Here is a 12,358-nt window from a genome sequence, read left to right on the forward strand (position 1 = left end):
GTTCGCATCAGTGACCGTGTTCGGCAGAAGCTTTGCCGAGCTCGGACTTGAGTGTGAAGCTGCCACTGGTTGCTACCTGGGCGCCGGCTTCAATACCGTCGATGATTTCCACGTACCCATTGTCGCGGCGACCCAGTTTTACCGGGCGGGTGTCAAAGCCATCTGGGGTGCGTACGAATACCGAAGGTTTGTCTTCAACGGTCTGCACAGCGTGCTCAGGGACCGCTACGGCAACTCGATCGGTCTGGGAGGTGACCGCAATGTTTACGAACAGGCCTGGACGCCAGGCGCCGTTGGGGTTGGTCAAGGTGACGCGGACAGTAGCTGCACGGTTTTGCTCGCCCAGCAGGCTGCCGACATAACCCACCTTCCCTTCGACCTCGACGTTCATGTCAGGCGAAGAGACTTTCACTGCACGGCCAGTCGTGACCTTGCCCAGATCTGTCGGCGGAACTGCGAAGGTCGCCCAGACCTGATTCAGGTCGGAAAGGATGAAGGCGTTGGTCGCCTCGCTGACGACTTCGCCGACGGTCAGGTGTTTCTCCACTACCACGGCGTCGAAGGGAGCGCGGAGCTCGTAACGATTACCGCCAACGGAGTTAACCGAGGCACCGATTGCGCCGACCTTCTGCTTGGCGTTGGCCAAGGAGATCTCCGCTTCTTGCAGCGCTTGGCGTGCTTGGAGGTAGTCTTGCTCTGCAGAGATCTTGTCCTGCCACAGTTGCTTCTCACGTTCGAAGGTCACACGCGCCAGTTCGACGCGACGCTGTGCGGCCTGTTGTTCGCTGCGCAGGTCAGAGATCTGCTGGCTGGCGATTACCGCGAGGACTTGCCCTTTCTTGACCGTCTCGCCCAGGTTGGCCTGGACAGCCTCAACAACGCCAGGAACACGAGGAACCACGTGGGCAGTACGATCTTCGTCGAAGCGAATTTCGCCAGGGAAGCTCACGACGGTACCGAGGTCACGAGGCGCTGCAGCTTCCAGGGCAACACCAGCGGCCTTGATCTGTTCAGCGCTGAGCGTCAGCTTGCCCTCTTCTTCACCGCCCTCTTCGCTGTGGCCTTCTTCACCATGGCCCTCATCACCTTCCTCTTTGGCGGCAGATGCGGCTTTCTTTTCGTCGCCATGGCCATCGTTAGCGCCATGCTCGGCAGTACTGGCGGCCTGCTGTCCGGAACTGTTGTTCCAGGCAAGGCTGCCAAATCCGAGGGCTGCCACAGCGGCTACCGCGAGGGCGATCTTGCGTTTGTTATCCATTGCTACTCCTGCTGATCGTAGGCACCGGCTTGTTCAAGGCTGTGTGCCGAAGAAAATGTTTGGCCCGTTCAGCGAGTGCCGGCGGTTGAGCCGACTTCGCCATAAACCCTTTCCACCTGCGCACGCGCATTGGTCGCCGCTGCCAACGATTCGAGGTATTGGCCACGAGCGACGATCAAGGTGCGCTGGGCATCCAGCACTTCGATGAAACCGAATTTGCCCATCTCGAAGCCGCGGGTTGCGGTCTCTACGGCTTGTTGGGCTGAAGGCAGAATGGTCTTGTCGTAGGACTCGACCTCCTGCATGGCGGTGGACCATTGGTTCAACGCGGTTTGGGTTTCGGTGCGCAGGCGCAGCTCAACAGCATTGCGCTGGTCCCGGGCCTGATCTGCACGACGAGAAGCGGAAAGAATGTTGCCCTGGTTACGATCGAACAGCGGCAAAGGGATAGACAGGCCCACAGTGTTGACCCGCTCGCGCACAGAGCGGTCGTACTGGCTACCTACACTGACAGTAAGGTTCGGGATACGCTGAGCTTTCTCTGAGCCGAGCGAGGCATCGCTCTTGTCTATCTGCACCACGGCCTGACGCATTTCTGCTGTTTGGTCGAGCTTAGCCAGCAGATCTTCAGTGCGAGGTGGCAAGCCCGGGGAGAGGGTTGGCGATTCGAGTCGATCAAACACGGTGACTGAGCTCCCGGTAATTTGAGCGAGCTGTTGGTAAGCGGTCGCTTTTTCCGTTTCTGCACGTCGAACTTGCAGCTGGGCTTCGGCCAGTTGCACTTGAGCGCGGGTCGCCTCCACTGGGGACGACTTACCTGCGCGAACACGGCCATCGACGATGCGAAGACCGCGCTCAGTCAGTTCGAGAGATTGCTTGGCCAGGTCGAGACCTGTCTGGGCCCGCAACGCGGCGTAAAAGGCTTGGACGACATCTGCACGCAGGCCGTTAACGCGACGGTCTAACTCAAGCTGTGCGGCGGTCTGCCCGTATGTGGCGACGTCAACACGAGCCCCCCGCTTACCGCCCAGCTCAAGGGTCTGGCTGAGAGAGACAGTCGTCTGGCTGGTGTTACGACGGGTGTCTTCCACGTCATACGAGATTGTGGGGTTGGGGATAAGCCCGGCCTGCTTGCGAGCACCATCAGCGATCCCAATTTCTTGCCTGGCCGCGGCCAGGTCTGGGTTGGCATCCATGGCCGTCGAAAGCGCCTGGGGCAAGCTGATGCTTTGGGCAAGGGCTGCAGGCGCCATCAACCCAGAGATGACTGCACAGAGTGCAGCGATCTTCCAGGGCGAGACGGGGGTCTTGGGTAAGACATTGCGGTTATACCGGGGCACTTTGATGGTCCTCGTGCACAAACTTCGATAAAGCTTGGCGAGAACGCCGAAACAGCTGCCAAGCCCCACTTGATTAGGTGATGGCACTCTAATGAGCGGTAGCTATCAGAGGGGTGGCTAGAAAATTACAATTTCGTAAGAAAGCTTTGTAATGCCCGTAAATACTGGGAAACCCAACCCGACACGATGATTTCGATACAAGCAACAGAGATGGCAAACACGCGGTGCGAAGGTGCCGAATAACAGGTAGATGACGAAATTGTAATTGTCCTATCACCCTCCCGTTATCTTCGGCCTGCAAATATGAGCTCGCGCTACGCTAGGCGCGCCGCCGGGTCAGAACAACTAACGACACCCGCGCCGGTAAACATAATAAAAACTGCCGTGAATCAAAGGAGCATCGGATGAAAATCAAAGTACCACTGTATTTGGCGGCAGTTTCTGCGCTGTCTGGAAGCTATGCTATTTCGGCACAAGCTGAAGACAAGCCAGAAGGCTTCATTGAAGGCAGCAGCCTTACAGTGTTGAACCGTAACTTCTACTTCAACCGTGATAACCGCGACAGCACCGCCCCCACTTACAACAGTGGCAAGGGCAATACGAACGGCTACTCCGAAGCCTGGGCGCACGCGATCATCAGCAAATTCAACTCCGGGTTTACCCAAGGTACCGTTGGCTTTGGCGTTGATGCCTTTGCCATGATCGGCCTCAAGCTCGACACCGGTGATGGGCGCAACGGCGGCCGTAGCTCCTTCGACGTGCTGCCCGTTGATAACAAGGGTGAAGCTCGCGACGAATACACCAAGGTCGGCGGCGCAGCCAAAGTCCGCTTGTTCGATACCATCGTGAAAGTGGGTGATGTCTTCCCATCGACCCCGGTCGTCGCATCGGGTGACTCTCGCCTGCTGCCAGAGAGTTTCCGCGGTGTGACCGTTGAGAACACCAGCATCCAGGGCCTTACCCTCCAGGGTGGTCGTCTGCATGCGATGAGCCAGCCGGTCTCAAGCAACCTGAACGACAACTTCGTGACGTTCTACGGCGGCCCGGTCAACTCGCCATGGATCGGTTACGGTGGCGGTGACTACTCGATCAACGACAACTGGACTGTGAGCGTCTACGCCAGCCAGCTGAAAGACGTCTGGAATCAGTACTACGCCGGCACAAGCGTGGTTTACCCGCTGAGCGACGATCTGGCGCTGATCGGTGGCTTCAACTACTACAAAGCCGTAGATGAAGGTAAGAAGCGCCTGGGTGAATTCGACAACAACATCTGGAGTGCCAAGGTCGGTGTGCGTTACGGTGCCCACACCCTGGCCCTGTCGCATCAGCGCAACAACGGCGACGACGATTTCGACTACCTGCGTCAGTCGGACTCGATTTTCGTCGACAACTCCATCCAGTACAGCGACTTCAACTCGCCGAAAGAGCGTTCCTGGATGCTGCGCTATGACCTGAACTTCACCAGCTACGGCATTCCAGGCCTGACGTTCATGACGCGCTACGCCAGAGGCTCGGGTGCGGATTACTCGAACGCTAACCAGTTCTACATGCGCACCGACGACAACGGCAACCCGCTCGACAATCAGAAGCGTTGGGAGCGTGACGTCGAAGTCAAATACGTTGTCCAAACCGGTCCGGCAAAAGATCTGTCCTTCCGGTTGCGCCAGGCAACCACGCGTGCCACTGCTTTCGAATCGGATCTGGATGAAACTCGTGTAATCATCGAGTACCCGCTTTCGATTCTGTAATTCGCTAACTGGGCCAGTTATCCATTGGCGGGTCCTGTTAGTAAAACGAGCATTACGCATTCACCTTGAGTGGCTTAAGTGCTCCTTTGGTAAAAGGTGGATATTTGGCGCCCATTGGGCGCCTTTTTTTTGCCTAAAATTCAAGTAGGCGTTCGATTGTACGCATCGCATGCCGGTGAAGTTCATGACTACACCAATGACCAGTCTCTTCAATGTGAGCGACCTCGCCGTCATCTGAGCGGAACGAAGCCAGCACAAAGAAGAAAATAACCCAATACTTCATAAGGTCAAATCACCTGCTGGAGAGAGGGCCCGCAACTGTCAAACCCAAACCGCGACAAGATATACCGCCAGACTATCAACTGTATTACCTAGAAATTACAAATCCGTCATTTGAGCCCCGGCACGCTCATTTTGATTTACCATCCCTTTCAATAATGCCGGCGCGCGTGCGCGGTTAATTGCTCAGTGATATCGAGACAAAATCCCATGCGAATTCTGGTAATTGAGGATGAAGTAAAAACTGCGGAGTATGTGCGTCAAGGTCTGACGGAATGTGGCTATGTCGTAGATTGCGTCCACACCGGGTCAGATGGATTATTCTTGGCTAAGCAGCACGAATATGAGCTGATTATCCTGGATATAAATCTGCCAGAGATGGACGGTTGGCAGGTCCTTGAGTTGTTGCGTCGTAAAAACTGCCCTTCCCGTATCATGATGCTGACGGCGAGAAGCCGGCTGGCGGATAAGGTCCGGGGGCTGGAGAACGGAGCAGATGACTACCTGATCAAGCCATTTGAGTTCCCTGAGCTGCTGGCCCGGGTTCGCGCCTTGATGCGCAGGTCAGATCACCCTGCATCCGTAGAGGTCATTCGCGTCGCTGACCTGGAGCTTGATCAGAGCCGGCACAGGGCATTCAGGGACGGTCAGCGCATTGACCTGACCACGAAAGAATTCGCGTTACTGCATTACCTGATGCGTAATACCGGTGTGGTGCTGAGCCGCACCCAAATTATTTCGCAGGTTTGGGATATGAATTTTGACTGCGACACAAACGTTGTAGAGGTGTCGATTCGAAGACTCAGAGCCAAGATAGATGACCCTTTCGAGACCAAACTGATACATACGCTTCGGGGCGTAGGGTATGTGCTTGAAAAACGATAGTTGCCAAGCTCTCTAGTACCGAAAATCCGCTACATGCTCCCGTCGCTTGCGAACTTGAGGTTTCTGTTTACGATCCGCGGCGCTGATTCCTCACTCAACAAATGAGGTAGGCTGTACATGAGGTATAGCATTGATTATCAGCAGGTTTCGCAAGGACAATCCGATGCCAGCATTGATGCCTGTCCAGCTGACATTGTCTTCAACAGCGACCATGGCCTAGCTCTTATCCCGTGCGTTGGCGATGTTATCAACCTCCCCTCTACGGCGGTCAAAGAAGGGGTTTGCGGCATCGTTAGATCAAGGATTTTCAATTATCTCAGAGGTCCTGAAGAGCTGTACTGTCACGTCAATATTCTCGTTGAGGAGGCGGACATCAATTTCGAAAGTCTCATCTCGGAATACATGCGCAATCAGTCACGTGCTCGCTCGCCTTCTTCATAAAGTCGAAGGCGGGCCAGTCCATTAATGGTTGTGTATGGGTGAGGGTTCAGCAGAGCGAGCGCCTACTGAGCACCAGAGATGAATAGTCACAGCCTAGTGGTTTAACGCGGTACTGCTGGTGTACGCAGGGCCGGACTCATTGTTTTTTGAATGGCGCATTGCAGCACATAGAAATATAAAACCCCGGAAGCAAATACGATTGCGGACAGATAAGCAAACTCAGAGTCTAAAACCCCGGAAACCATATACAATTTAATCGTGATAGAACCCATAATAATTCCGGTACAGTACATGACGCCTGTGAACTGATTGCCCAAAAAACTCAGTATGCCGCTGAAGGCATTGTTCGCACTCAACAGCATTGCTTTCAGTATCGTCCAGCCGAGAACTGGCAGAAAAGCCTTGATCATGAAGGCGAATAACATCGACGATGCAAACAGTTTTATCGGGGTTTCTGCCCACGGCTTGATGGTGCCGTCTACTTCAACGCCGGTATACAAGATGATATTCAGAATAATCGCCATAAGGGTGCATATGCCGAGGCGTATCATTTCCCGCTTAAGCGGGGCCATCATTATCACTGCGTGAATCTTGTTTCCAAAGTATCGTTTTAGTCCTTGGATCGACATTTTTCTTCCTATGCTCTCGGGTATGACGCTGTTGTAGCGTTGTATGACGGTCATGCTTTTACCCGAAGAGAGGTGACGCTTCAACGGTCCTGAATTGCGCAGGGGATCTCATGTCCTTCCCCTGGCTGGGTAGCTTGCTGAGAAATTCTCATCTACCTGCGTGGCAACGATGCGGCCACCCCGCCGCCGTCAGAGCTCTGGAGGACTGGCTGCTGTCAGCAACTCATCGAGTGACGGAACCTTAGCGTTTGCACTGAGGACGAGTGTTCTGGATCGGAGTATGGATACATCAAAGAAAGATTCGCACTCGACTCTTCCGTTTACTTCTCTCCAGTGGGTGACTTCTGGTATCAACTCATTAGGCACCGGGTATAGTGCCATAGGGTTATGGAATACCTCCACTTCAGCAGACCACGGCTCGTAGCCATATTGCGGCCAGAGCTGACCGTAGTCGCTGGACGCTACATCCAACAGAAATGGGATACCTCGTGATGCTCCCGGAGAACGGTCGAAAAACTCACCAAACCGCAAGTATCGGTACCCGTCTAGATGAGCTCCACCTGAGATCGGCACTCGGCTGAGCTTTGGCACTGTGCAGGCATTGGTGAAAATGACCGCTGAAAGATGGGCATTTTCCATTAGCGTAAATAGGCCGTTGGGGCGCCCTGATAGCAGAGATGTCTCTTCCTCCACAGTTATCAGGTGCGTACCACGATGCGCAGATGAGTGAACTGCAAAGCCATAGAGATAGCTGATGAGCGACTCCCTGCTCCACAGCATTGAACTGGGCGCATGGAAATCGGCTAAGGCCAGAATGAGCGGCTTACCCTCCACGTGCGGTAGGGATTCGTAACGCTTGTCCAATTTGTTTTGGATGGTCCTCGCAAACCTTTCTGCAGCCGCTCCTAAGAAACGCTCATGTCGGTCAGCGGGTGGGGGGACCGGCGAGGCGCCAAAATGCTCATACCGCTCTTCCGGGTTGGCTGTCACTGCTTCAACCCAGGCCTCATCTCCCAGCCTATTCTCGATGTGAAAATCGGGTGATTCTTTAGGCTGGGTGACCAAGAGTCCCTGTTCACGAAAAATCGCTAATAGGTGGGCTTCCCAGAGGCGGGTGTGAAAATTCTCAGTCTGGCAATCGGGAACCCAATTTCTGTCTGGGGATGGCAGTGCGAGATACAGTTGATTCAGCGCCCACGCCCCAATACGGCGGCTTGGATCAAATAGTGATTTGAACACCACGCTTGGTGTGCGCTTACCCATTCTGCTTAGAGGAGCACGTCGTCGTTCACCTGAAGGGAGTGGAAGCGGATGGGCTTGGGTATAGAGAAAATGGCTGATTGAGGCGCGGGCTTCGGACTCGCCAGTGGTGCACTCACCATGGCTGAGGAGCACCCACACGCTATCGACACGACGCCGCAAGGTGACAATTCCGAAGCTGCCGGAATTGATATTTCGGGTTAGAGCGGCACAAGAAATTCCGTCCTCACTAAGCCATGCCCCTACTGGCGGGCTGTCCCCAAACCCCAACCCTCGTGGAAGCGACAAAGCGATTAGATCGAACATCGGCGCAGCAATTTCTTTCATTCGCTGATCTCGGCAGTCGTCAAAATGCATTCCATCAATGCCTCGGAGCGTGCCCGCCGGCGATGGCATCGGTGGAGGTACCTATTGAAGAAGGGGGCTTTGCTCCACCAGGACGTCTCGGTTGGTGAAGATGGTCTCAATGGTTGCAGCCTCGGCAGCCACATGAGTCTTTCGCGTGATCTCTTCAAGGGCCAGTTCGAGCCGGTAGTCTTGGAAATACTCGTACAGCTTTTCAGAGCTCTCGGATATCTCCTCCCCACCATTTTTTGCGAACAAGATGTGGATGATCGCTGCGAGTGGGAGGGAGATGTCGAGATCCTTCTCTTCTGCATCTGACTCCGAGTTCAAACCGTCGAAATACCTCTCCAGATGATTCTGGAGCTCCTCAAGCCAGAACTGAGATAGGTTGCTAGGTAGGGAGCTTTCAGGCCCGGTCAGAAGGACTTCATCTCTGAATAGAGCCAGCAGATTGGGGTTTGCCATGGAGGACCTCACGATTAGATTTGAGAGCAACTGGTCAGCATAGTCCACCTCAAGATGACCACCTCCTTGACGCCCATCCTGGTGCTCCTGAGCATCAGACGAGTGAATCGCCCCGAAACCTGTAGATACAAAATGACCGCTTCTCGCCGTTAGCTGCCTTTCTTGAAGGACAGCTTTGGGTCGATAGCGGCCTTCGTGGAGGTTGGTGTCTACGGGGTCGGTTTAGTCATTCTGAATCTCCGGTTTCACCTCCGTGAGGCCGGCCATCGTCATGCATCAGATCTTGATTGACACGCGTGCCGCTTTGGATAGCCTTGCAATTGAGGGCTGCAACTGCGCATTTGTCGGGCCTGGGTACCAGCATGAGCCCCCGCAATTTTGGCAGCAGAGGAAGCTGGTTCCTCTGAAGTAGTGACGGCGGGCATTGCCAGTCGGATTCTGAACCCAAGGTCGCCAGACTAGGAGCTAAAGGATCGCTGCGACTACTCCTCATCCCTTACCGAAAAGTCACGCGTCGGTCGTAAACGGCCCTTTCCAGGCCAATCAACTTTTGTGATTGGTGAGTAGGGATTTCTCGGCTTTTCTGTGAAAAGCACCCCTTCATTTCACAAAAAAAATGGCGAAGATTCCAATTTCACGGGGTCTGGCCTATCACCTATTTTGTGAACCTACATCAGGTGTAATTCGCCAGGCACTAAAAAGCCCGCTGATGCGGGCTTTTTAGTGCCTGCAAAAAATCAGTAGCCGGTAAGAATGTTCACGATCCTGCCATTGGCGATCGACATCAACACATAGTCGCCGTTTACATACAGCCAACGGTGGTCACGCGGTGGCGCATACAGGTGGCGGGCTTTCCAGTCGGTCACCCAGTAACGGTCACCACGGTAATGTGGATCAACTGCATGACCACGCTGCCATTGCTGGTGCGGTACAGGCATACCTGGCTGTGGGCGGAAGTTCGAGTCACGGTAAGCAGGGCCGCGGCCATTGTCATGTCGGCCCTGTTGCTTGGGCTGGCCATGTGGCGGGTTGCCTTGGTGCGATGGACCGCCATCATGTCGATCGGGTGGGCCCGGCTGCGCGAAGCCGGCCAACGGTGCGCTGAGCATGAGCGCGGCGCAGATCACGGTTAGGGTTTTCTTCATTTGCTGCGGTCCTCTGCCTGTTATCGTCTGGCCAGTGCTGACTGCCAGATGCGGTTAACTGATCAGACCACGATTTTTTACGTTTAATGTCAGGGCGCAGGTAAAGGTCCGGTAAAGTCTGCCGCCTATTCAGTTCAGTCCGAGTGCCTTCAAGCGGCGATACAGTGTACGTTCACTCATGCCAAGATGGCTGGCCAGTTCGCTACGCGAGCCCTTGAACTCTTCCAGCGCCTGCGCCAGCTCACCCAGGTGGGTGCGACGGCCACCTGCCGTGTTCGCTGCCAGCGGCCCGATATCTTCCGGCAAGTGTTCAGGGCGGATCAGCCCGTCATCGGCGAACAGCCGCGCCCTCTCCAGGATGTTGCGCAGCTCGCGGATATTGCCCGGAAACGGATGCAACCCAAGTTGCTGCAAGGCATCGTCACTCAGCGTGGGCGTGGGTTTACCGGCCGTGGCCATGCGCTGCAGCAGGCTTTGCGCGAGCAGCGGCAGGTCTTCTACCCGCTCGCGCAATGCCGGCAGGCGAATCGGAAAGCCGCTGATGCGGTAGTACAAGTCTTCACGGAAGGAGCCCTGCGCAACCATCTGCTTGAGCGGCTTATGGGTAGCGGATACCAGGCGAAAATCTGAATGCACTGTGCGCAGGCTACCCACCGGGCGGAAGCTGCCGGACTCGATCAGGCGTAGCAGTTTTACCTGCATCGCCAGCGGTACTTCGCCGATTTCGTCGAGAAACAGGGTACCGCCATGTGCCGCCTCAGCCAGGCCGATCTTGCGCTGGTGGGCACCGGTGAACGCACCTTTCTCATAACCGAACAACTCGCTTTCGAACAACGACTCGGTCAACCCGGTGCAGTCGACTACCACCAACGGGCCGTTTGCTCGGGGGCTGCCCATGTGCACTGCACGCGCGAACAGCTCTTTACCGCTACCGGACTCACCCTGCAGCAGCACCGGGATCTGCGCTGGCGCTGCACGTTGCAGGCTGGCCAAGGCAGCCTTGAAGGCTGGTGCGCGGCCCACCAGGCCCTGCTCCTGAGGTTGCGCTGACGCGAGAGTGATGGTGGTCAGGCGTTCGACAAACGCCACCACCCTGCCCTGCTCATCCAGAATCGGGCGCAGCTCGACATCCACATGCTCGGGGCCGCGTGGTGTGTGATGCACATGCAGCACTCGCTCGGGCACCTTGCTGTCCCACGCCTTGCGCATTGGGCAATGCTCGCCGGCCTGGTCGCACGGTACGGCATAGTGGTGCGAGACCTTGTGGCATTTTTCACCCAGCGGCGCCTGATCATGCTGACCGAACTGGCGGCGATAGGCGGCATTGGCGGCCAGGATGTTGTAGTCGGTATCCAGCACGATGGCCGGCAGGGCATCGTGCTCAAGGTAGGAAACCAGAGCTAGGATGAGGGGATGGGCTTCAGGCATGACGGCACCGTTTGGATGAACGGCGCAGCGTAACAAGGACTGCCAAACACTGCCATTGGCTGACAGTCGACTGCCACCTGCCTTGCCAGTATCGCTGCCAGTCGTCTTGACCGGGCCGGTTTCATTGGCGCAAGCGCGGTAAAAGGCCTGGCATGCATCTTGATACACCTCCTGGCACTGCCTACGCCTTGCAAGGCGGGGCAGATAAATTGGAGAACGTGATGATCATCGGCAACAACCTTCACGTGGACGCCTTTTACGACGAGGCGACCTCGACCATCAGCTACCTGGTCATGGACCGTGAAACCCGGCAATGTGCATTGATCGACAGTGTGCTGGATTACGACCCCAAGTCCGGGCGCACCTGCAGCGCTTCGGCGGATCGCCTGATCGAGCGCGTGACCGAGCTGAACGCCAGCGTGCGCTGGGTGCTGGAAACTCATGTACACGCCGACCATCTTTCAGCGGCCGCCTACCTGAAGGAAAAGCTGGGTGGCCATACCGCGATCGGCGCTCACATCACCCAGGTACAGAAAGTATTCGGCGCCTTGTTCAATGCAGAGCCTGGCTTCGCCCGTGATGGCAGCCAGTTCGACGTGCTGCTCGAAGACGAGGAAGGCTTGCGCATCGGCAACCTGCACGCCCGGGCACTTCACACACCTGGGCACACCCCCGCGTGCATGAGTTTCATGATTGAAGATGCGGGCGAGATTGCAGTGTTCGTCGGTGACACCCTGTTCATGCCCGACTACGGTACTGCCCGCTGCGATTTCCCTGGGGCCGATGCCCGTACCCTGTACCGTTCGATCCGTCGTCTTCTGGCTTTCCCTGACCATACCCAGCTGTTCATGTGCCACGACTACCTGCCAGGTGGCCGCGACATGCAGTACGTCACCACCGTGGCCGAGCAGCGCGCCAGCAACATTCATATTCATCAGGGTGTCGACGAGGACAGTTTCGTCGCCATGCGCGAAGCCCGTGACAAGACCCTCGACATGCCCGTGCTGATCCTGCCTTCGGTGCAGGTGAACATGCGCAGCGGGCACTTCCCCGCGCCGGAAGAGAACGGCGTGAGCTATCTGAAAATCCCGCTGAACAAGCTGTAACCGCCCTGCCCCATAATCAGATTTCCAGG

The 12,358-nt window shown here is 56.0% G+C and carries 11 protein-coding genes; 4 read left to right on the forward strand and 7 right to left on the reverse strand.

All coding sequences use genetic code 11. The annotated features are described in order from the left end of the window. Positions 1-7: 7 nt before the first annotated feature. The gene (locus LU684_RS20755; protein WP_010951455.1) at positions 8-1,258 is read right to left on the reverse strand and encodes an efflux RND transporter periplasmic adaptor subunit; all 1,251 of its coding nucleotides are present in this window, start codon (positions 1,256-1,258) and stop codon (positions 8-10) included. A 68-nt stretch (positions 1,259-1,326) separates the two neighbouring features. After that, complete coding sequence (locus LU684_RS20760) at positions 1,327-2,598, reverse strand: TolC family protein (protein ID WP_135002145.1); 1,272 nt, start codon at positions 2,596-2,598, stop codon at positions 1,327-1,329. A gap of 404 nt (positions 2,599-3,002) precedes the next feature. On the opposite strand from LU684_RS20760, the gene LU684_RS20765 reads away from it, so the two are divergent. The 3 genes from LU684_RS20765 (at position 3,003) to LU684_RS20775 (ending at position 5,951) form a co-directional block, all read left to right on the forward strand. Continuing rightward, positions 3,003-4,346 (forward strand): OprD family porin, encoded by a 1,344-nt coding sequence (locus LU684_RS20765; RefSeq protein WP_003253422.1) that lies wholly within the window; start codon positions 3,003-3,005, stop codon positions 4,344-4,346. A 489-nt stretch (positions 4,347-4,835) separates the two neighbouring features. Next, the gene (locus tag LU684_RS20770) at positions 4,836-5,510 is read left to right on the forward strand and encodes a heavy metal response regulator transcription factor (RefSeq protein WP_003253420.1); all 675 of its coding nucleotides are present in this window, start codon (positions 4,836-4,838) and stop codon (positions 5,508-5,510) included. A gap of 117 nt (positions 5,511-5,627) precedes the next feature. Then, positions 5,628-5,951 carry a hypothetical protein gene (locus tag LU684_RS20775; RefSeq protein WP_010951457.1) on the forward strand — a complete coding sequence of 108 codons (324 nt, stop codon included), beginning with the start codon at positions 5,628-5,630 and terminating at the stop codon, positions 5,949-5,951. 101 nt (positions 5,952-6,052) lie between these two features. On the opposite strand, the gene LU684_RS20780 is transcribed toward LU684_RS20775, so the two are convergent. The 5 genes from LU684_RS20780 to LU684_RS20800 form a co-directional block, all read right to left on the reverse strand. Continuing rightward, on the reverse strand, positions 6,053-6,580 hold the full coding sequence (locus LU684_RS20780; protein WP_012269855.1) for a hypothetical protein: 528 nt from the start codon (positions 6,578-6,580) through the stop codon (positions 6,053-6,055). Positions 6,581-6,769: 189 nt separating this feature from the next. Next, on the reverse strand, positions 6,770-8,167 hold the full coding sequence (locus LU684_RS20785; RefSeq protein ID WP_223296393.1) for a hypothetical protein: 1,398 nt from the start codon (positions 8,165-8,167) through the stop codon (positions 6,770-6,772). Between the two features lie 81 nt (positions 8,168-8,248). Beyond that, a complete protein-coding gene (locus tag LU684_RS20790; RefSeq protein WP_153428583.1) occupies positions 8,249-8,650 on the reverse strand; it encodes a hypothetical protein in 402 nt (133 codons plus the stop codon). Positions 8,651-9,387: 737 nt separating this feature from the next. Then, a complete protein-coding gene (locus tag LU684_RS20795) occupies positions 9,388-9,795 on the reverse strand; it encodes an RcnB family protein (RefSeq protein WP_232894985.1) in 408 nt (135 codons plus the stop codon). 129 nt (positions 9,796-9,924) lie between these two features. Beyond that, positions 9,925-11,223, reverse strand: coding sequence for a sigma-54 interaction domain-containing protein (locus LU684_RS20800; protein WP_024717852.1), 1,299 nt, complete (start codon positions 11,221-11,223; stop codon positions 9,925-9,927). Between the two features lie 221 nt (positions 11,224-11,444). On the opposite strand from LU684_RS20800, the gene LU684_RS20805 reads away from it, so the two are divergent. Next, positions 11,445-12,329 (forward strand): MBL fold metallo-hydrolase, encoded by an 885-nt coding sequence (locus LU684_RS20805; RefSeq protein WP_016489926.1) that lies wholly within the window; start codon positions 11,445-11,447, stop codon positions 12,327-12,329. The last annotated feature ends 29 nt before the right edge of the window (positions 12,330-12,358 follow it).

This window comes from Pseudomonas sp. NMI542_15 (assembly GCF_021283425.1).
GTDB lineage: Bacteria > Pseudomonadota > Gammaproteobacteria > Pseudomonadales > Pseudomonadaceae > Aquipseudomonas > Aquipseudomonas fortuita.

Excerpts from the sequence above, each read along its gene's own strand:
- LU684_RS20755 (WP_010951455.1), bottom strand. The coding sequence starts at position 1,258 with ATGGATAACAAACGCAAGATCGCCCTCGCGGTAGCCGCTGTGGCAGCC.
- LU684_RS20765 (WP_003253422.1), top strand. The coding sequence starts at position 3,003 with ATGAAAATCAAAGTACCACTGTATTTGGCGGCAGTTTCTGCGCTGTCT.
- LU684_RS20770 (WP_003253420.1), top strand. The coding sequence starts at position 4,836 with ATGCGAATTCTGGTAATTGAGGATGAAGTAAAAACTGCGGAGTATGTG.
- LU684_RS20775 (WP_010951457.1), top strand. The coding sequence starts at position 5,628 with ATGAGGTATAGCATTGATTATCAGCAGGTTTCGCAAGGACAATCCGAT.
- LU684_RS20780 (WP_012269855.1), bottom strand. The coding sequence starts at position 6,580 with ATGTCGATCCAAGGACTAAAACGATACTTTGGAAACAAGATTCACGCA.
- LU684_RS20785 (WP_223296393.1), bottom strand. The coding sequence starts at position 8,167 with ATGAAAGAAATTGCTGCGCCGATGTTCGATCTAATCGCTTTGTCGCTT.
- LU684_RS20790 (WP_153428583.1), bottom strand. The coding sequence starts at position 8,650 with ATGGCAAACCCCAATCTGCTGGCTCTATTCAGAGATGAAGTCCTTCTG.
- LU684_RS20795 (WP_232894985.1), bottom strand. The coding sequence starts at position 9,795 with ATGAAGAAAACCCTAACCGTGATCTGCGCCGCGCTCATGCTCAGCGCA.
- LU684_RS20800 (WP_024717852.1), bottom strand. The coding sequence starts at position 11,223 with ATGCCTGAAGCCCATCCCCTCATCCTAGCTCTGGTTTCCTACCTTGAG.
- LU684_RS20805 (WP_016489926.1), top strand. The coding sequence starts at position 11,445 with ATGATCATCGGCAACAACCTTCACGTGGACGCCTTTTACGACGAGGCG.